Here is a 19157-nt window from a genome sequence, read left to right as displayed (position 1 = left end):
GTGGTAACCTCTTTTCAGCGATCGTTTGGGGTACGCATCAGGGGCGGCAGGCAGTCAAGGTCAATACCTGTGATTTGGCGCGCAACCTGTGCGGGGTGATGTCGGGTGATGGAAAGCGCCGCCAATAATGCCGGGAGCGACAAAACAATAAAAATTGCCGTCTGGCCGGGGAAAATGCCAAGCAGCACGCCGCCGAGGGAAGAGCTGATAATTGCCCCGCTGCGGCCGATGCCGTGCATCCAGCACACGCCGGTGGCGCGCATCTCAGTGGGATAAAACATCGGTGAAAATGCCTGTAATCCCGTCTGGGCGCCGTTGATGCAGACGCCGGCAAGAAACACCAGCAGTGCCAGCAATGCCGGGCCGAAGCTCCAGATCCCCTGAGAAACCAGACAAAGACTGCCCAGTAAATAAAACAGGCCGATAACATACTTCGCCCTGAGGCGGTCCATCAGCGCGCCAACCAGTAAACCGCCAAGGGTACCCCCCAGCTGGAACAGGCCCGCGACGATAGCTGCCCGCTCCAGCGTGACGCCGCCGGAGCGCATAATGGTCGGCAGCCAGCCGTTCAGCAGATAGATAACGAACATTCCCATAAAATAGGTCAGCCAGAGGACTAAAGTTCCCGCGGCATATCCGGGGGTGAACAGCTGGAGAACCTGTGCCTTTTTCGGTATCACCGGTGCGTTAAGCACGAAAGCCGTACCCGCATGGAACTGGCCACCGATACGCCGCAGCGCGGCAGCAATTTTGTCGCGGTTGACGCTACGCACCACCAGATACATGGCCGATTCCGGCAGGACCCAAATCAGCAATGGCAGCATCAGCAGTGGGATAGCGCCACCAAGCCCCAGAACGGCTTGCCAGCCATAATCGGGTAATATCCCGGCGGCGATAAATCCACCCAGCCCGGAACCGATATTGAAGCCGCTGTACATCACGGTGATCATCAGACTGCGGCGCCGTTCCGGCATGTATTCAGAGACAAGGGTAACGCAGTTAGGCATCACCGCGCCCAGCCCGAGGCCGGTCAGGAAGCGCAGCAAACCCATCTCCAGCGGGGAGCGGGCAAAAGCGCTCATCAGGCTGAAGCAGGCAAAGCAGGCCATAGAGATAAGCAGGATTTTTTTGCGGCCAAACTTATCCGACCACGGGCCAGCGATCAGTGCACCCAGCGCCACGCCTGACATCGCAGCACCAAGCACTGGCCCCATCTCCGCATGGCTTATGCCCCAGTCTTCAATCAGCGCTGGCGCAATAAAGCCCATGGCCGCCGCGTCGTAACCATCAAACATAATGATAATGAAGCACAGAATGAGGACCAGCCACTGGTAACCTGATATCGGGCGTGAATCTATCCATTCTTTCACATCGATAATATCGTGATTGCTCATAGGGAACGCTCTGATTTTTTTATCAATAGGGGTATCGGGTTGGCATGCCAGCATCCGTAACTAACCGTTTGGTTAAAACATTAACCCGATCTCAGGAGTAAGAGTTATATTTTTTTTGCTTTCTAAAACAATACAATATGAATTTTTTGTATTTCGCTTCCCTTAACACGTTAGGGATGAGACCAGGATTTGTCTGCCATAAAATCGTTATACTGGTATGAGTTTTGTTTATTTGGTGAGCGATATCTTAAAAATTGAAACTGCTCAAACAAGGAGAGAGGCTGCAGTGAGTGTTGTGCGAACAGGGTTGTTGCCGCATAAGGGAACCCGGGGGAGTGAAAGGTCGATATAAGCGGGTGTTCGCCACTCGTTTGGGGGCAGTGAAACGTAAAACCCCGCCCGGCCGGACGGGGAGAGCGGCAGAGCGGGGGGAGGCCAGCAAACCTGAGTCGGTTACACCTGACTCAAGTTCTTTGCTTTTTTTTCAGCGGTTTTCGCAGCCAGCGGCGGCGTGACGGCCACGACCCGATCAGCCGCAGTTTCAGTGAATTTACGGCCGTAGTAGCTGTCCAGCAACACCTGTTTCAGCTCGTTAATCAGAGGGAAACGGGGATTAGCTCCGGTGCACTGGTCGTCTAAAGCATTTTCGGTCAGCTGGTCGACTTTTGCCAGGAAATCGGCCTCCTGCACGCCCGCTTCACGAATGGATTGCGGCATGCCCAGCGCGGTTTTCAAGCCATCCAGCCATGCCAGCAGTTTGTCGATTTTCTGCGCGGTGCGATCGGATGGCGCGCTCAGGCGCAGATGATCGGCAACTTCTGCATAACGACGACGCGCCTGTGGACGGTCATACTGGCTAAAAGCGGTTTGCTTGGTGGGGTTATCGTTGGCGTTGTAGCGAATCACGTTACCGATGAGCAGGGCATTGGCTAAACCATGCGCGAGATGAAACTCTGAACCGAGCTGGTGCGCCATCGAGTGGCACACGCCAAGAAAGGCATTAGCAGATGCAATCCCGGCAAGGGTGGCCGCGTTATGCACCCGTTCGCGCGCCAGCGGGTTTTGCGCCCCCTGCTGATAGCTGGCCGGCAAATATTCCTGCAACAGTTTCAGCGCCTGCAAAGCCTGGCCATCTGAATATTCGTTAGCCTGCACGGAAACATAGGCTTCCAGCGCGTGAGTGACCGCGTTCAGGCCACCACAGGCGCAGAGGGATTGGGGTAAATCCATCACCAGGTTGGCGTCAACAATCGCCATATCGGGCATCAGCGCGTAGTCTGCCAGCGGATATTTCTTGCCGGTAGCATCGTCGGTGACCACCGCGAACGGGGAAACCTCAGACCCGCTACCCGGGGTGGTGGTGACGGCAATCAGCTTCGCTTTTACGCCCATTTTCGGGAGGCGGCAGATACGTTTGCGGATGTCCATAAAGCGCAGTGCCAGATCGGCAAAGTGGGTTTCAGGATGTTCGTACAGCACCCGCATGATTTTTGCCGCATCCATCGTTGAACCGCCGCCGATGGCGATAATCACATCGGGTTTAAATGAGTGCATCTGCTCTGCACCCTTGCGTACGATACCCAGCGTGGGATCGGCTGCCACATCTGAAAACACCTCAGTCTCCAGGCCGTGGGCCTTAAGAACGGCGATCGCCCGGTCAGCATAGCCCTGATTGAACAGGAAGCGGTCAGTAACAATAAACGCGCGTTTCGCACCGTCGGTTGCCACCTCTTCAAGAGCGATGGGCAACGCGCCGCGGCGGAAGTAGATGGACTTCGGGAGCTTGTGCCACAGCATATTCTCTGCGCGTTTGGCAACGATCTTACGGTTAATCAGGTGTGCGGGACCCACGTTCTCAGAGATTGAGTTACCGCCCCACGAACCACAGCCCAGCGTCAGCGATGGCGCGAGCTTAAAGTTGTACAGATCTCCAATTCCCCCCTGGGAGGCTGGCGTATTGATCAAAATACGCGCCGTTTTCATTCTGATGCCGAAGGTTTGCACGCGTTGATGCTGATTATCCTGATCGGTATACAGGCAGGAGGTATGCCCGATACCGCCCATTGCCACCAGTTTTTCTGCCAGCGTTAGCGCTTGGCTGAAGTCTTTGGCCCGGTACATCGCCAGCGTGGGTGACAGTTTTTCGTGAGCAAACGGTTCCGCCTCATCAACCCGTCTCACTTCTCCAATAAGAATTTTGGTGTTATCCGGGACGCGGATGCCGGCCATGTCGGCGATTTTAGTCGCTGGCTGGCCGACAATGGCCGCATTCAGCGCACCGTTCTTCAATATGATCTCCTGCACTGCCTGCAATTCCGGCCCTTGCAGCAGATAGCCGCCGTGGCTGGCGAAACGCTCGCGTACCGCGTCATAGACAGCATCGACGACAATTACCGACTGCTCAGAAGCACAAATGACACCGTTATCGAAGGTTTTCGACATCAGGACAGAGGCCACGGCGCGCTTGATATCTGCATACTCATCAATCACCACCGGGGTATTGCCTGCACCGACGCCGATGGCCGGTTTGCCCGAACTGTATGCCGCCTTAACCATGCCCGGCCCCCCGGTAGCGAGGATCAGATTGACATCCGGGTGGTGCATCAGCTGGTTGGACAGTTCAACGGAAGGGCTGTCAATCCAGCCAATAATATCGGCTGGTGCTCAGGCAGCAACGGCTGCCTGCAACACAATGTTTGCCGCCTGACTGGTCGCATCTTTGGCACGCGGATGAGGCGAGAAGATCACCGCGTTACGCGTTTTCAGGGCAATCAGCGCTTTAAAGATAGCCGTTGAGGTGGGGTTAGTGGTGGGGACGATGGCGCAGATAATGCCGACAGGCTCCGCGATGGTGATGGTGCCAAAGGTGTCATCGCTGGCCACAATGCCGCAGGTTTTTTCATCTTTGTAAGCGTTATAGATGTATTCCGAAGCGAAGTGGTTTTTGATTACTTTATCCTCGACGAGGCCCATGCCTGATTCAGCCACCGCCATTTTAGCCAGGGGTATGCGGGCATCTGCCGCCGCCAGCGCCGCAGCCCTGAAAATCTTGTCGACCTGTTGTTGAGTGAAGGTGGCGTAGGTGCTTTGGGCCTTTTTCACACGTTCAACCAGCGCGTTGAGTTCAGCAACATTCGTAACGGTCATCATGCTCTCCTGAAGTAAGACTTTATGAGGAAACCTGTCAGAAAAACCTTCGTCTCTGCTGACCTGGCCGGAAGACCCGGTGATCGGCGTCTCGGTTGTCAAAGGTCGACTTAACGAGTCAGCGCATCAGCAGATTGACGATGACTTTTATCAGGTTTATGAGTGACTTTGATGCTTGTGAGCATAGCCGTTGCGCGGCGGCTTAAAGATGATGCAGATCATCAATTATGTTAGCTGATACCATTCAGCCTCGGCTAAACGACGCCGTAAGCCGCTGATATTCCGGTCGACAGGGATAGTCACCATCGTGGATTTACATTACATTAGCCGCCATCAAACTGTCCTCGCCACAGGAGCGCGCTGTGAACCCTGTTTTGTTAGATCTCTCTGGCTATATCAAATTTTTTGTTGGCCTGTTCGCGCTGGTTAACCCGATTGGCATTATCCCGATTTTTATCAGTATGACCCGTGATCAAGTCCCGGCGGCACGTAATAAAACCAATCTGACAGCCAACCTGTCGGTGGCTATCATTCTTTGGACCGCGCTGTTTCTTGGGGACGGCATCCTGCACATCTTTGGAATTTCGATTGACTCGTTTCGCATTGCCGGCGGTATTCTGGTGGTGACTATCGCCATGTCGATGATCAGCGGCAAACTGGGTGAAGATAAACAGAACAAGCAGGAGAAAACCGAAACCGCCAATCGCGAAAGTATCGGCGTGGTGCCGCTGGCACTACCGTTGATGGCAGGGCCGGGGGCTATCAGCTCTACCATTGTCTGGAGCACGCGTTATTACAGTTGGCAAAATCTGCTGGGTTTCAGCCTGGCCATTGCCCTGTTTGCCGGCTGCTGCTGGCTGTTGTTCCGCGCAGCACCCCTGATGGTCAGGGCGCTGGGGCAAACCGGGATCAATGTGGTGACACGTATCATGGGCCTGTTGCTAATGGCTCTGGGTATCGAATTTATGGTGACCGGCATCCGCGCAATGTTTCCGGGGCTGGTGACTTGATTAGTGTTTAATTCTTACAGAATGGACACCAAGCGCATTTAATGCGCTTTTTTTTTGCCTGAATCTCAATTCTGCACTTTAACAGTGCAAAGGGCTGCTTAAATGATCTGTCGGGGTGCAATTATTCATGTTTCTTAATTGCCTGTGACAATCATTAGTGTCATTACTGCAAAAAACCTTTCTTAGCCAGGCACAGATGCAAATGTTATTTCAATCACATCACACATTGCAGGTTTAATTGACGACTGCGCGGCGTTAACTGCTGGATGAAAATGTGTTTGTTGCTAAGTTTGTCCGCATTCGAGCACGTCCGGGTTAATGCGCTTATCTTCTGTACATATTGTGCGTGATATTTGTACCACAGGTAAATAAAATTGCTATTTATGAGTTAATTCAATGCGTTACCTGTTAATTTTTGATGATAAATAACCCTGTTCCCCTGACCTTTATCATGTTAAAAAAAAAGGGTTAACATTTTTATCATCTGGCATTAGGCAAACTAAGACATTTCTGATAATTTTCAATAAATCAGCAAAGGTTGGCATCGGATGTGCAAGGTTTTGCTGATGCACTGCCGTGTCAGTGCAGGCTTTTTATACAAAGGGGTTAATGCCTGATGAATAAGACCAAATCACGCTGTCTGGCGGCGATGGGAACAGGAATGCTGTTGAGTATGCAGGCGCTTGCTGCCGATATCCCGGCGGGAGTCAGTCTGAGTGACAGTCAGAAGCTGGTGATTAATAACGGCACGGAGCCATCTTCACTGGATCCGCAAAAAAGCGAAGGGGTGCCGGAAAGTGATATAACCCTGAACCTGCTGGAAGGGCTGGTTACCACTGATAACAACGGCAAGCTGGTCCCCGGCGTGGCGCAAAGCTGGCAGAACCAGCAGGGCAAGGTGTGGACTTTCACGCTGCGCTCCGACGCGCGCTGGAACAACGGTGAGCCGGTGACCGCCGCCGATTTCGTCTACAGCTGGCAGCGACTGGTCAGTGCTGAAACCGCTTCGCCCTATGCCAGCTTTGCCCAGGCCGCGCATCTGCTTAATGCCGACAAGATCCTTGCGCGAGAACTGCCTGCCAGCGCGCTGGGCGTTCGCGCGCTGGATGCGCATCATGTTGAAGTGACGCTCGCTGAACCAGTGCCTTATTTCCTTGCCATGGTGGCGCATACCGCCTTTAAACCGTTGAACCGCCGTACTATTGAAACCTGGGGCGAGAAGTGGACGCAGCCCGCGCACTATGTGGGAAATGGAGCCTACACGTTAAGTGACTGGGTGATAAATGAAAAGATTGTGCTGAAGCGCAACCCGCATTACTGGAATAACCGCAAAACGGCGATCGAGCAGGTCACTTTTCTGCCCATTTCATCGGAAACCAGCGATGTTAACCGCTACCGCAGCGGAGAGATCGATATCAGCAACAGTGCACTGCCGCCGGATCGCTTTCAGCAGCTTAAACAGCAGCTGGGCGCGCAGGTTCATGTCAGCCCCTATCTCTGTACCTTTTATTACGAGTTGAACAACCGCCGGCCACCGTTTAACGATGCGCGGGTGCGCACGGCGGTGAAGATGACGCTGGATCGCTCGATTATTGCAGAAAAAATCATGGGGCAGGGACAGATCCCGGCTTACAGTCTGACGCCACCTTATACCGATGGCGCCGCGTTAACGCCTCCGGCGTGGTTCACGCTCAGCCAGCCGCAGCGTAATCAGCAGGCCAAAGCGTTGTTGGCAGAAGCGGGTTACAACGCAACCCATCCGCTGCGCTTTTCTCTGCTGTATAACACTTCAGATGTCAACAAACAGCAGGCGATTGCTGCCGCATCAATGTGGAATAAAAACCTCGGGGCGCAGGTCACCTTACAGAATCAGGAGTGGAAAACCCTGTTGGATAGCCGTCACCAGGGTAACTACGACGTGGCGCGCGCCACCTGGTGCTCTGACTATAACGAGCCATCCACATTCCTTAATATGATGATCGGCAATGCCTCAACCAATACCACATTTTACCGCAGCGCAGCCTTTGACGAGCTGATGAAACGGTCGCTTACCGTTGCCGATGATGTGCAGCGGGCGCAAATCTACCAGCAGGCCGAGCAGCGGCTGGATGAAGATTCTGCCCTGGTTCCGGTCTATTACCGCGTTAGCGCCCGACTGATTAAACCCTGGGTGGGCGGCTACAGCGGTAAGGATCCACAAGATCATATGGACGTTAAATATTTCTATATCACTCAACACTAAGCGCGGGGCGTTTGCCAGACGCGTAATGGTGATAGCAAGCAAATAGCGCTCATTCGCGCATATAAAAAAACAAACCGGGCTGGCGCGTTCCGTTGCCCGGTGAAGTTTTCCCGACAGGGGACAGCCACGGTGCCTGGCACATGTTGGTACAAATAACACAGGAGTAGGTCAATCATGAAATACATCACCAAGACTACGCTGATCGCCGCAGGCGTTATGGCCGCTTTGACCGGCAACCTGGCGTGGGCCGCTAACGTTCCGGCTGGCGTGCAGCTGGCGGATAAACAGGAGCTGGTCAAGGGTAACGGCGCGGAACCGCAGTCGCTCGATCCGCACAAGATCGAAGGCGTAACGGAATCGAATATCAACCGCGACATTCTGGAAGGCCTGGCCGTTGCCGATACTGATGGCAAAGTCATCCCCGGCGTGGCGGAAAGCTGGGAAAGCAAAGAGGGCGGCAAGGTATGGATTTTCCATCTGCGCGATACGGCGAAATGGTCCGACGGCCAGCCGGTGACCGCACAGGACTTTGTGTACAGCTGGCAGCGGCTGGCTGACCCGAAAACCGCTTCGCCCTATGCCAGCTATCTGCAGTATGGCCATCTGCTGAACGTCGATGACATTATCGCCGGCAAGAAGTCGCCGGATGCCCTCGGCGTTAAGGCCATTGACCCCCATACGTTACAGGTGACGCTCAGTGACGCCGTACCTTATTTTTACAAGCTGCTGATCCACCCATCCATGTCACCGGTTTACAAACCGGCGATAGAGAAGTTTGGTGAGAAATGGACCCAGCCGGCGAATTTCGTCGGCAACGGCGCGTTTAAACCGGCAGAATGGGTGGTCAATGAACGGATCGTGCTGGAGCGCAACCCGCAGTACTGGGATAACGCCCATACCGTGCTGAACAAGGTCACTTTCCTGCCAATCTCGTCTGAAGTCACCGATACCAACCGCTATCGCAGCGGCAGCAGCGATATGACGTTTAACTATCTGCCAATTGAGCTGTATCAGAAGTTGAAAAAAGAGATCCCCGCTGAAATTCACGCTGAACCCTATCTCTGTACCTACTATTACGAGATAAACAACCAGAAGCCGCCATTCAACGATGTGCGGGTGCGCACCGCGTTAAAACTGGGTCTTGACCGCGATATTCTGGTGAACAAAGTGAAGGCGCAGGGTGAAGATCCGGCTTACAGCTTTACGCCTCCTTATACCGACGGCATTAAGCTGGCCACGCCGGAGTGGTTCAGCTGGTCACAGGACAAGCGTAACGAAGAAGCAAAAAAACTGCTGGCGGCAGCGGGCTACACCGCCGATAAGCCACTGACCTTTGACCTGCTGTACAACACCTCCGATCTGCACAAGAAGCTGGCGATTGCCGCTGCCTCGATCTGGAAAAAGAATCTCGGGGTGAATGTGAAGCTGCAAAACCAGGAGTGGAAAACCTATATTGACACCCGCCATCAGGGCAACTTCGATGTTGCGCGTGCGGCCTGGTGTGCAGATTACAATGAACCCAGCAGTTTCGTGAATATGCTGCTTTCAGACAGCAGCAACAATACCTCTCACTACAAGAGCGCGGCCTTTGACAAAGCGGTGAAGGCGACTCTGCAGGCGAAAGATGAAGGCCAACGCGCCGCCGACTATAGCGCAGCAGAGAAAGTGCTTGATGATGAATCAGGCATCGTTCCGGTCTATTACTATAAAAATCTGCGTCTGGTGAAGCCCTGGGTTGGCGGCTATGACGGGAAAGACCCGCTGGATAATATACGCGATAAAAATCTGTATATTATCAAACACTAAGCAGGTCGGGCAGCACGCTGCCCGTTTAACGCAATGTCACCGCAGCGGCTGTGCCGCTGCGGCTTAACGCCAGCAGGTATGGGCAATGTTAAAATTTATTCTGCGTCGTTTTCTCGAAGCGATCCCGACGCTCTTTATTCTGATCACCATCTCTTTCTTTATGATGCGGCTGGCACCCGGCAGCCCCTTTACCGGCGAGCGTCAGCTGGCGCCAGAAGTGATGGCTAATATTGAAGCCAAATATCATCTCAATGACCCGATGTGGAAGCAGTATCTCAACTATCTTCAGCAGCTGGCGCACGGGGATTTCGGCCCGTCGTTTAAATACAAAGACTATTCGGTTAACGACCTGGTAGCCGCTTCATTCCCGGTTTCAGCCAGGCTGGGCGCGGCGGCATTTCTGTTTGCGCTGGTGTTTGGCGTCAGCGCCGGGGTGATTGCTGCGCTGAAGCAAAACAGCAAATGGGATTACGCGGTGATGGGGGTAGCGATGACCGGCATCGTTATCCCAAGCTTTGTGGTGGCCCCGCTGCTGGTGCTGCTGTTCTCGATTACCCTGAAATGGTTGCCCGGCGGTGGCTGGAACGGCGGGGCGCTGAAATACATGATCCTGCCGATGGTGGCGCTGTCGCTGGCCTACATTGCCAGCATCGCGCGTATCACCCGTGGCTCAATGATTGAAGTGCTGCACTCCAACTTTATCCGTACCGCCCGTGCCAAAGGCTTGCCGATGCACCGCATCGTGCTGCGTCACGCGCTGAAGCCCGCGCTGCTGCCGGTGCTTTCCTACCTCGGGCCTGCTTTTGTCGGCATTATTACCGGTTCGATGGTGATTGAAACCATTTATGGTCTGCCCGGCATCGGCCAGCTGTTTGTTAACGGCGCGCTTAACCGTGACTACTCGCTGGTGTTAAGCCTGACCATTCTGGTCGGTGCACTAACCATTTTGTTCAATGCGATTGTTGACGTGCTGTACGCCGTTATCGATCCGAAAATTCGTTACTGATCTGGAGCTGGCAATGAAGTTAAGTAATAAAAACAGCGAAGCCCTGGATAAATTCAGCGAAAAGCTCGAAATCGAAGGGCGTAGCCTGTGGCAGGATGCACGCCGTCGCTTTATTCACAACCGCGCGGCGCTGGCCAGCCTGGTTGTGCTGCTGCTGGTAACGCTGTTCGTGGTGCTGGCCCCGATGCTGTCGCCGTTTGCCTATGACGATACCGACTGGGCGATGATGTCGGCCGCGCCGGACATGACCTCCGGTCACTATATGGGGACCGACTCCTCCGGGCGCGATCTGCTGGTGCGCGTGGCGATTGGCGGGCGCATCTCGCTGATGGTCGGCGTGGCCGCCGCGCTGGTGGCGGTGGTGCTCGGTACGCTTTACGGCACCCTGGCGGGGTACATCGGTGGAAAAACCGACTCGATGATGATGCGCCTGCTGGAGATCCTCAACTCATTCCCGTTTATGTTCTTTGTGATCCTGCTGGTCACCCTGTTCGGCCAGAACATCCTGCTGATATTTGTGGCCATTGGCATGGTTTCCTGGCTGGATATGGCGCGTATCGTGCGTGGTCAGACATTAAGCCTGAAACGTAAAGAGTTTATCGAAGCCGCCGAGGTGGGGGGCGTCTCTACCTTCAACATCGTGCTGCGCCACATTGTGCCTAATGTATTGGGCGTTGTGGTGGTTTACGCCTCGCTGCTGGTGCCGGGCATGATCCTGTTTGAGTCGTTCCTTAGCTTCCTTGGCCTTGGCACCCAGGAGCCGTTAAGCAGCTGGGGCGCACTGCTCAGCGACGGGGCCAATTCCATGGAAGTCTCGCCGTGGCTGCTGCTCTATCCGGCCGGGTTCCTGGTGATTACCCTGTTCTGTTTTAACTTTATCGGCGATGGTTTACGTGATGCCCTCGACCCGAAAGATCGTTAAGGAGTTTGCCGATGAGCGTAATTGAATTAAAGCCAGACATGGCGAAAACCCAGGGAAGCGAACCGCTGCTGGATGTGAAAGATCTGCGCGTGACGTTCAGCACCCCGGACGGTGATGTGACGGCGGTCAACGACCTCAACTTCAGTCTGCGCGCCGGGGAAACGCTTGGCATTGTTGGTGAGTCCGGTTCCGGCAAGTCGCAAACCGCATTTGCCCTGATGGGGCTGCTGGCCAGCAATGGCCACATTGGCGGTACGGCGCGATTCAATGGTGCTGAAATCCTCAATCTGCCGGAAAAGCAGCTCAATAAACTGCGCGCCGAGCAGATCGCCATGATTTTCCAGGATCCGATGACCTCGCTGAATCCTTACATGCGCGTCGGTGAGCAGTTGATGGAAGTGTTGCAGCTGCATAAAGGCCTGAAAGGCGCTCAGGCGTTTGAAGAGTCGGTGCGCATGCTGGATGCGGTCAAGATGCCGGAGGCGCGCAAACGCATGAACATGTTCCCGCACGAATTTTCCGGCGGCATGCGGCAGCGCGTGATGATCGCCATGGCGCTGCTGTGTAAACCTAAATTGTTGATCGCCGATGAGCCGACCACCGCGCTTGACGTCACCGTTCAGGCACAGATCATGACCCTGCTGAACGAACTGAAGCGCGAATTTAATACCGCCATAATTATGATCACCCATGACCTGGGCGTGGTAGCGGGCATCTGCGACCGCGTGCTGGTGATGTATGCCGGGCGCACCATGGAATACGGTGATGCGCGCCATGTCTTCTATCAGCCGACGCATCCTTACTCCATCGGCCTGCTGAACGCGGTGCCGCGCCTTAATGCGCCAGCCGGGGAGTCGCTGGTCACCATCCCTGGTAACCCGCCCAACCTGCTGCGCCTGCCGGCCGGTTGCCCGTTCCAGCCGCGCTGCCCACATGCTATGGATGTGTGCACCACCACTCCACCGCTTGAGGCTTTTGCACCTGGCCGACTGCGTGCCTGCTTTAAACCCGTGGAGGAGCTGGTATGAATAGCGTGGCGGAGAAAAAGATCCTGCTGGAAATTGCCGACCTGAAAGTGCATTTCGATATCAAAGAGGGGCGGCAGTGGTTCTGGCAAGCCCCCAAGACCCTGAAGGCGGTAGACGGCGTCAGTCTGCGTTTATATGAAGGGGAAACTCTGGGGATCGTTGGCGAGTCCGGCTGCGGCAAGTCCACGCTGGCGCGGGCGATTATCGGACTGGTGAAAGCCACTGACGGGCGTGTGGCGTGGCTGGGGCGCGATTTGCTTGGGCAAAGTGCCGAACAGTGGCGCGCCGCGCGCAGTGATATCCAGATGATATTCCAGGATCCGCTGGCATCGCTTAATCCACGTATGACCATCGGAGATATCATCGCAGAACCGCTGCGTACCTACCATCCGGACATGGCGCATGAGCAGGTGAAAGCGCGCGTGAAAACGATGATGATGAAAGTGGGGCTGCTACCTAATCTGATTAACCGCTATCCGCATGAGTTCTCCGGTGGCCAATGCCAGCGTATCGGCATCGCTCGCGCTTTGATCCTGGAACCTAAACTGATCATTTGCGATGAGCCAGTCTCGGCGCTGGATGTATCAATTCAGGCTCAGGTGGTCAATTTGTTGCAGAATTTGCAGCGTGAGATGGGGCTGTCACTGATTTTTATTGCGCACGATCTGGCGGTGGTCAAGCATATCTCTGACCGCGTGCTGGTGATGTATCTGGGTCACCCGGTGGAACTGGGCACCTATGAAGAGGTGTACCAGAACCCGCAGCACCCTTATACCCGTGCGCTGATGTCGGCCGTGCCGATCCCCGATCCCGATCTGGAGAAAAATAAAGCCATTGAGCTACTGGAAGGGGAACTGCCGTCACCGATAGATCCCCCTTCTGGCTGCGTTTTCCGCACCCGCTGCCCGATAGCCGGGCCGGAATGTGCCGTTACGCGTCCGCTGCTGGAGGGCAGTTTCCGCCATGCGGTCTCCTGCCTGAAGGTCGATCCTCTGTGATGCGCGGATAATCCAGCGGTCAGGTTGCCCGCATGCCTGTCTGGCCAACCTGACCGCGTATCATCATTCACGTGGCTGCCGCGCAGCCACGTTCGACATCACCGCCGTTTCACTCTTTCCACAAAATGTGGCACAGCTTATGGTCTTTCTCGCGGCAAATCAGCACCCGGGCGAACACATCGTTAATCGGTTCACCGTCTGCTTCGCCCAGGCCTATCACCACTTCAGCAAAAAAGTCCGGGTTCAGGTCGAAGTCGACATGATCTGACCAGTCTTCGGCGGGATCGTGCAGCTCGGCGCCGCCGCGCTGCTCAAACTGAAGATTAAACAGGATCACATCGGCAGGGTCGAGATTATCGACCGCCAGCTCAAGGAAAATATCGTATGCCTGTTCCAGCGTTTCGTCTTCGCTCAGGCGGTTGTTTAAATCCATAATAGTTCCTGTATTGCCGCTGCGGGCAGGTGCATTTTGGCTCGTTTTACAGTAACGGGCTGAAGAAGTAAAACAGTCGTTCAACGATGCGCTGCCAGTATGCACGGCGCGCCCAGCGTTTGGCATCAAGAAGGCGGGAGCGGGCGATGTAATCCTCCTGAACGCGGGCCAGGTCGCTGCCAAATCCGTTGTCATCAATCACCAGCGTTATCTCAAAGTTGAGCCACAAACTGCGCATATCCAGATTGACGGTGCCGACCAGGCTTAGCTGGCCGTCGACCAGAATACTTTTACTGTGTAGCAGCCCGCCCTCGAACTGATAGATGTTAACTCCGGCGGCCAGCAGTTCATCGAAGAAGGCCCGGCTGGCCCAGCGCACCAGCAACGAGTCATTGTGGCGGGGCACAATAATGCTGACCTCAACGCCGCGCCAGGCAGCGGTACAAATAGCATGCAGCAGGTCATCGCTGGGAACAAAGTAGGGGGTGGTCATGATCAGCTGCTCACGCGCCGAGTAAACGGCCGTTAACAACGCCTGGTGGATCATATCCTCCGGGAAGCCAGGACCAGAAGCGATAACCTGAATGGTATGGCCGCTCTCCTGCTCGAACGGCATCACATTGTCGTCGGGCGCGGGCGGCAGAATACGCTTGCCGGTTTCGATCTCCCAGTCGCAGGAGTAGATAATGCCCATTGTTGTCGCCACCGGGCCTTCCATTCGCGCCATCAGGTCTACCCACTGACCAACCCCGGCATGTTGTTTGAAATAGCGTGGATCGACCAGATTCATGCTGCCGGTATAAGCAATATAATTGTCAATAAGCACGACTTTGCGGTGCTGGCGTAAGTCCATGCGGCGCAGAAACACGCGCAGCAGGCTGACGCGCAGCGCTTCCACTACGTCTACTCCGGCATTGCGCATCATCGCCGGCCAAGGGCTACGGAAAAAATCTACACTGCCGGCGGAGTCAAGCAGCAGGCGGCAATGCACACCGCGGCGTGCGGCCGCCATCAGGGCTTCCGCTACGTTGTCAGCTTGCCCGCCCGGTAGCCAGATGTAAAACACCATCTCAATGTTGTGGCGAGCCAGCTGAATATCGCGCACCAGCGTGCGTAGCGTGTCATCGGTACTGGTCAGCAGCTGCAACTGATTACCTTTTACTCCCGCAATCCCCTGACGCTTTTCACAGAGCTGAAACAGCGGTTGGGCAACGTCGCTATTCTCTTTGGCAAAAATATGGTGACTGGACTTCAATTCGTTAAGCCAGCGGGCGGTAGACGGCCACATGGTACGCGCCCGTTCGGCCCGACGTTTACCCAGATGAAGTTCGCCCAGAGAGAGATAAGCGATAATACCGACCAGCGGCAGGATATAGATAATCAGCAGCCAGGCCATAGCAGATGGCACCGCGCGGCGCTTCATCAGGATGCGCAAGGTGACGCCGGCAATCAGCAACCAGTAACCGAATACCAGTAGCCAGCTGATCAAAGTGTAAAAAGTGGTCATTAAGTGAATAGTCCCGTTCACACATCAGAGTCGTGAGTTTACGTGCAGTTAATCGCGCTGAAAACCTTAAAGCGGCAAACTGTTGAAAGACAGCGGACCTTACAGAGTGCAGTAACGGTCTGTATTGGCCCGCAAATTTTCCTTAAACAGATGTCCTGGCAGAGGCTGTGATAAGACCAGGCGGAGACGAAGTGGCACGCTGGCGCATGATTCGACAGGTTCAGCGCCGCCGGGCGCGCTGGTGAGAAGGGCAGTCACGTCGCTATGGGCGTATGCATTCATTCCGCCATCAGCTAAGCCGGCAACAACGCCGCGCGATCCTGTTTATCAGCCACATTCTCTGGTCCTGTCATCAGGCCCGGCAAGCGTAGCCGCCCGGACGGCGACGGTTTAAAATGTCCGTTTAAATGGTTTGACCGTGACGAGCTTATAAACTTCCGCAGCGATGTACGGGTCATCCTGTGCCCACTGTTGTGCCGCTGCCAGCGAGGTGAACTCGGCAATAATGGTTGAACCGCTAAATCCCGCAGCGCCCGGTTCGTTGCTGTCAACTGCCGGCATCGGGCCGGCAATGATCAGCCGCCCTTCGTCACGCAGTAACTGTAAGCGGGCAACGTGCGCCGGGCGCACGGCGGCGCGTTTCGCCAGAGAGTCAGCATGATCTTCCGCGTAAATGACATACAACACTGTTGACAACTCCTGTCGGGGATGAAATTCGGCTTTACGTTAAGCGATCGCTAACATTTGTGCAAATAAAGATTATTCAGCCGTCCTTAAGGCCAATTTGATGAACTTTAAGCTGTAAAACAGCGATTATCGCCGCGCGTTTGTTGAAACTGATTGCTATTTGCATTTAAAATCGTCACCTCACATGATGAACAGAAAGATTATGACCACGCTGATAACTGATTTACCTCGCCGCTCACCGCTGCCACTGCTTGGCTCGATCGCATTGCATGGCGCGGTCATTGGGGCAATGCTGTATGCCTCATTCCATCAGGCAGTGGAAATGCCAAAAGCGTCTCAGCCAATTAGCGTTTCGATGGTGGCACCTGAAACGCAGCCAGAACCACAGGCTGCACCGCATGACGTCGCACCTGAACCTGTAGCGAAAGCAGAACCGGTACCTGAACCGGTAAAAACAGAGCCGGTAGCCATTCCTCAACCTGAACCTAAACCGAAGCCAAAACCTAAGAAGAAAGAGGTGGTGAAGCCTGAGCCAGAGGTGAAGCCCCGTCCGGCCGCTCCGCTGGAAACCCGGCCGGCAGAACAGGCTAAACCGTCTACCGCACCGAAAAAGTCGCCAACGCCTTCCAGCGCGCTGTCAAGCGGACCGCGTGCGTTGAGCGTGGGTAAGCCGTCTTATCCCGCCCGCGCCTTTGCCTTACGCATCGAGGGGCGAGTGCGCGTGCAGTTTGACGTGGACAGTTCGGGACAGGTGGACAACATTCGTATCTTGTCGGCAGAGCCGCGCAATCTGTTCGAACGTGAAGTAAAACAGGCGATGCGCAGGTGGCGTTATGAAGCGGGTAAACCCGCTAAAGACCTGAGTATGAACATTCAGTTCAAGCTTAACGGCGGTTCCAGCATCAGCTAACGCGGTACGCTCCACGTCGTTCAATCCTCCGGGCGCTAAATATCGGCAGCTCCCGGAGGTTAACCTCAAGGAACTATCGTTGCGGGTCTGCGCTAAAGTGGCTTTTACCCTCTGGCAACGGGCGCGGTTTTCCCTGGCTGTCGACCGCGACATAAATAAATACCGCTTCGGTGGTGCAGTAGCGTTGACCTATCGGTTCCGATGACACTTTTTTGATCCACACTTCAATATTAACGGTGACGGAACTGGTGCCGGTACGCACGCAGCGTGCGTGGCAGCAAACTACATCGCCTACCGCCACCGGCTTCATAAACGTCATGCCGTCTACCCGAACGGTAACGACACGCCCTCCGGCAATCTCCTTAGCCAGAATTGCGCCACCCATGTCCATTTGTGACATCAGCCAGCCGCCAAAAATATCTCCGTTAGCGTTGGTATCTGCCGGCATGGCAAGCGTGCGCAGCACCATCTCGCCTTGCGGGGTTCTCTGTTGTTCGTTCATTATATGCTCTTTGAATGGTTTGCTGGTGTGGTCTTCAATCCCCCGACAAGAGGCTTGTCGGAGGGGGGGCGTTTATTTTTCTTCTTGTGGCATCAAACGATAAATATAGATGCCGCTCAACAGGGTAAACAGCAGCGTCAGGCCGCTCAGGCCAAAGACTTTAAAGTTCATCCATGTATCCTGGGTTAGCCAAAACGCAACGTAAATGTTAGCCACGCCGCAGGCGAGGAAAAACAGCGCCCAGGCAAGGTTCAGGCGGCGCCAGGCAGATGCAGGCAGTTGGATCTCTTTGCCCAACATTTTCTGGATCAGAGGCTGCTGCATAAACCAGTGGCTGAACAGCAGGGCGGTAGCAAAAAGCCCATAAATGATGGTCACTTTCCACTTAATGAAATCAGGATTATGCAGGGCAATTGTCAGGGTGCCAAAAACAGCCACCAGGGCAAAGGTAATCAGCGCCATCTTTTCCAGCTTGCGATACAGCAGCCAACTGATGGCCAGCGCCACAGCCGAAGCGACAATCAGCGCGCCGGATGCGACAAAAATGTCGTACAGCTTGTAGAAAACAAAAAACACCACAAGGGGGAGAAAGTCGAGTAACTGCTTCATAGCGGCTTCCAGATAACGGGCTAATTCGAAATATCAATATGCCATGAAATGCCCCGGTCGGGGCACTCATTCACAATCAACGTAACAGCATATACAGCCGGGACAGATAGATAATCAGTGCGGCTGAAAGCAGGTTGCTCAGTGCATTCAGCAGCACCGAGGCAACGTCCGGCGGCAGCACCAGCAACGCCGAGGCCAGCAGCAGGACAACAAGCTTTGCCGCCATCCACAGAGTGACCGCCGGCGCCACCAGTTTCATCTGGCTCCAGCACAGGCGGAAGCTGGCACGCATCGCCGCGAAAACGCCGACTTTCTCAGTAGTCATAATCATCGGCGCCAGAGCCAGAGTCACCGCCAGCAGAACGCCGGGCACCAACAGCACCATAAAGCCAAGCTGGATGACCAGCGTCATCAGGAAGGTCAGCAGCAGCAGGCGAGGCAGGTCAGGGGCAGCGGCACCCATGGCGCGCAGAGCGCTGACCCGCTGTCCGGACGAAACCAATGGGACCAGGCTTAGCATGCCGCCAAGCAGCAGCACATTCCCCACCAGCGAGGCAAAGGTTCCGGCGGCTGAAGCGCGTAACAGCACCTGCTGCTGCTCGTGCGACATGTTGCGCACCATCTCCATCAGGCTGCTGGCAGAACCAGCCGCACCATCACCGAGGATCTGCATCTGATCGATTCCCGGCGTCAGCGCCTTACCGATAAGCATAGTGATAAATGAAGTCAGCAGCGCCATCAACATGATGGTGACCAGCTGGTGGCGGAAAAAATTCCCCGTGTCACGGTATAGCGAACCCGCCGTGATAGACATGTACTCTCCTTGAAAAGGCCGGTTTAAACACCCGGCGATTGTACATGTTCAGGTGGGGTACTGGCACTCAGATTGACATAACTTTCGCTTAAAGAAGGTTTTAACGGCAATTACTGACAGGACAATGCGCCGGTTAACGCAT

At 54.9% G+C, this 19157-nt stretch carries 15 protein-coding genes and 2 pseudogenes; 9 read left to right on the top strand and 8 right to left on the bottom strand.

What is annotated here, in order from left to right:
- Positions 1 to 14 precede the first annotated feature (14 nt).
- Entirely contained in the window at positions 15 to 1394 is a 1380-nt protein-coding gene (locus JGC47_RS09325; RefSeq protein ID WP_013036063.1) for an MFS transporter, read from the bottom strand.
- A 453-nt stretch (positions 1395 to 1847) separates the two neighbouring features.
- Positions 1848 to 4541 (bottom strand): annotated as a pseudogene (gene adhE / locus JGC47_RS09320) (bifunctional acetaldehyde-CoA/alcohol dehydrogenase).
- 362 nt (positions 4542 to 4903) lie between these two features.
- Between adhE and JGC47_RS09315 the strand changes: the two are divergent.
- The 7 genes from JGC47_RS09315 to oppF all read left to right on the top strand — a co-directional run bounded on the left by JGC47_RS09315 (position 4904) and on the right by oppF (position 13553).
- The gene (locus tag JGC47_RS09315; protein WP_004157775.1) at positions 4904 to 5551 is read left to right on the top strand and encodes a YchE family NAAT transporter; all 648 of its coding nucleotides are present in this window, start codon (positions 4904 to 4906) and stop codon (positions 5549 to 5551) included.
- 616 nt (positions 5552 to 6167) lie between these two features.
- A complete protein-coding gene (locus tag JGC47_RS09310; protein WP_004157773.1) occupies positions 6168 to 7793 on the top strand; it encodes an ABC transporter substrate-binding protein in 1626 nt (541 codons plus the stop codon).
- A 174-nt stretch (positions 7794 to 7967) separates the two neighbouring features.
- Positions 7968 to 9599: an oligopeptide ABC transporter substrate-binding protein OppA gene (gene oppA, locus JGC47_RS09305; protein ID WP_004157772.1), complete on the top strand. Its 1632-nt coding sequence runs from the start codon at positions 7968 to 7970 to the stop codon at positions 9597 to 9599.
- A gap of 85 nt (positions 9600 to 9684) precedes the next feature.
- Entirely contained in the window at positions 9685 to 10605 is a 921-nt protein-coding gene (gene oppB, locus JGC47_RS09300; RefSeq protein ID WP_004157771.1) for an oligopeptide ABC transporter permease OppB, read from the top strand.
- Between the two features lie 13 nt (positions 10606 to 10618).
- On the top strand, positions 10619 to 11527 hold the full coding sequence (gene oppC / locus JGC47_RS09295) for an oligopeptide ABC transporter permease OppC (RefSeq protein WP_004157767.1): 909 nt from the start codon (positions 10619 to 10621) through the stop codon (positions 11525 to 11527).
- An 11-nt stretch (positions 11528 to 11538) separates the two neighbouring features.
- The gene (gene oppD / locus JGC47_RS09290) at positions 11539 to 12555 is read left to right on the top strand and encodes an ABC transporter ATP-binding protein (protein WP_004157766.1); all 1017 of its coding nucleotides are present in this window, start codon (positions 11539 to 11541) and stop codon (positions 12553 to 12555) included.
- Complete coding sequence (oppF, locus tag JGC47_RS09285) at positions 12552 to 13553, top strand: murein tripeptide/oligopeptide ABC transporter ATP binding protein OppF (protein ID WP_004157765.1); 1002 nt, start codon at positions 12552 to 12554, stop codon at positions 13551 to 13553. Before oppD ends, oppF begins: the two co-directional genes overlap by 4 nt.
- A gap of 109 nt (positions 13554 to 13662) precedes the next feature.
- On the opposite strand, the gene JGC47_RS09280 is transcribed toward oppF, so the two are convergent.
- Both JGC47_RS09280 and cls read right to left on the bottom strand, forming a co-directional pair.
- Positions 13663 to 13986 (bottom strand): HI1450 family dsDNA-mimic protein, encoded by a 324-nt coding sequence (locus tag JGC47_RS09280; RefSeq protein ID WP_004157764.1) that lies wholly within the window; start codon positions 13984 to 13986, stop codon positions 13663 to 13665.
- A 46-nt stretch (positions 13987 to 14032) separates the two neighbouring features.
- The gene (cls, locus tag JGC47_RS09275; protein WP_004157763.1) at positions 14033 to 15493 is read right to left on the bottom strand and encodes a cardiolipin synthase; all 1461 of its coding nucleotides are present in this window, start codon (positions 15491 to 15493) and stop codon (positions 14033 to 14035) included.
- A gap of 245 nt (positions 15494 to 15738) precedes the next feature.
- On the opposite strand from cls, the pseudogene JGC47_RS17990 reads away from it, so the two are divergent.
- Positions 15739 to 15864, top strand: a pseudogene (locus JGC47_RS17990) (YciY family protein); the annotation flags it as partial.
- A 19-nt stretch (positions 15865 to 15883) separates the two neighbouring features.
- Here the strand turns inward: JGC47_RS17990 and JGC47_RS09265 are convergent.
- Positions 15884 to 16180 (bottom strand): YciI family protein, encoded by a 297-nt coding sequence (locus tag JGC47_RS09265; protein WP_004157760.1) that lies wholly within the window; start codon positions 16178 to 16180, stop codon positions 15884 to 15886.
- Between the two features lie 202 nt (positions 16181 to 16382).
- On the opposite strand from JGC47_RS09265, the gene tonB reads away from it, so the two are divergent.
- Positions 16383 to 17090: a TonB system transport protein TonB gene (gene tonB, locus JGC47_RS09260; protein ID WP_013036060.1), complete on the top strand. Its 708-nt coding sequence runs from the start codon at positions 16383 to 16385 to the stop codon at positions 17088 to 17090.
- A 73-nt stretch (positions 17091 to 17163) separates the two neighbouring features.
- Here tonB and yciA read toward each other — a convergent pair whose 3' ends face one another.
- From yciA to JGC47_RS09245, 3 genes are all read right to left on the bottom strand, one after another.
- The gene (gene yciA / locus JGC47_RS09255; protein WP_004157758.1) at positions 17164 to 17592 is read right to left on the bottom strand and encodes an acyl-CoA thioester hydrolase YciA; all 429 of its coding nucleotides are present in this window, start codon (positions 17590 to 17592) and stop codon (positions 17164 to 17166) included.
- Between the two features lie 72 nt (positions 17593 to 17664).
- On the bottom strand, positions 17665 to 18201 hold the full coding sequence (locus JGC47_RS09250) for a septation protein A (RefSeq protein WP_004157757.1): 537 nt from the start codon (positions 18199 to 18201) through the stop codon (positions 17665 to 17667).
- A gap of 76 nt (positions 18202 to 18277) precedes the next feature.
- Positions 18278 to 19015, bottom strand: a complete 738-nt coding sequence (locus JGC47_RS09245; protein ID WP_004157756.1) for a YciC family protein — start codon at positions 19013 to 19015, stop codon at positions 18278 to 18280.
- Positions 19016 to 19157 lie beyond the last annotated feature (142 nt).

It is taken from the genome of Erwinia amylovora (genome assembly GCF_017161565.1).
GTDB classification, from domain to species: Bacteria; Pseudomonadota; Gammaproteobacteria; order Enterobacterales; family Enterobacteriaceae; genus Erwinia; species Erwinia amylovora.
Note: the sequence above shows the minus strand (reverse complement) of the source record. Positions and strands in the feature narration are given on the sequence as shown.

Excerpts from the sequence above, each read along its gene's own strand:
- JGC47_RS09325 (WP_013036063.1), bottom strand. The coding sequence starts at position 1,394 with ATGAGCAATCACGATATTATCGATGTGAAAGAATGGATAGATTCACGC.
- JGC47_RS09310 (WP_004157773.1), top strand. The coding sequence starts at position 6,168 with ATGAATAAGACCAAATCACGCTGTCTGGCGGCGATGGGAACAGGAATG.
- oppA (WP_004157772.1), top strand. The coding sequence starts at position 7,968 with ATGAAATACATCACCAAGACTACGCTGATCGCCGCAGGCGTTATGGCC.
- oppB (WP_004157771.1), top strand. The coding sequence starts at position 9,685 with ATGTTAAAATTTATTCTGCGTCGTTTTCTCGAAGCGATCCCGACGCTC.
- oppC (WP_004157767.1), top strand. The coding sequence starts at position 10,619 with ATGAAGTTAAGTAATAAAAACAGCGAAGCCCTGGATAAATTCAGCGAA.
- oppD (WP_004157766.1), top strand. The coding sequence starts at position 11,539 with ATGAGCGTAATTGAATTAAAGCCAGACATGGCGAAAACCCAGGGAAGC.
- oppF (WP_004157765.1), top strand. The coding sequence starts at position 12,552 with ATGAATAGCGTGGCGGAGAAAAAGATCCTGCTGGAAATTGCCGACCTG.
- JGC47_RS09280 (WP_004157764.1), bottom strand. The coding sequence starts at position 13,986 with ATGGATTTAAACAACCGCCTGAGCGAAGACGAAACGCTGGAACAGGCA.
- cls (WP_004157763.1), bottom strand. The coding sequence starts at position 15,493 with ATGACCACTTTTTACACTTTGATCAGCTGGCTACTGGTATTCGGTTAC.
- tonB (WP_013036060.1), top strand. The coding sequence starts at position 16,383 with ATGACCACGCTGATAACTGATTTACCTCGCCGCTCACCGCTGCCACTG.
- yciA (WP_004157758.1), bottom strand. The coding sequence starts at position 17,592 with ATGAACGAACAACAGAGAACCCCGCAAGGCGAGATGGTGCTGCGCACG.
- JGC47_RS09250 (WP_004157757.1), bottom strand. The coding sequence starts at position 18,201 with ATGAAGCAGTTACTCGACTTTCTCCCCCTTGTGGTGTTTTTTGTTTTC.
- JGC47_RS09245 (WP_004157756.1), bottom strand. The coding sequence starts at position 19,015 with ATGTCTATCACGGCGGGTTCGCTATACCGTGACACGGGGAATTTTTTC.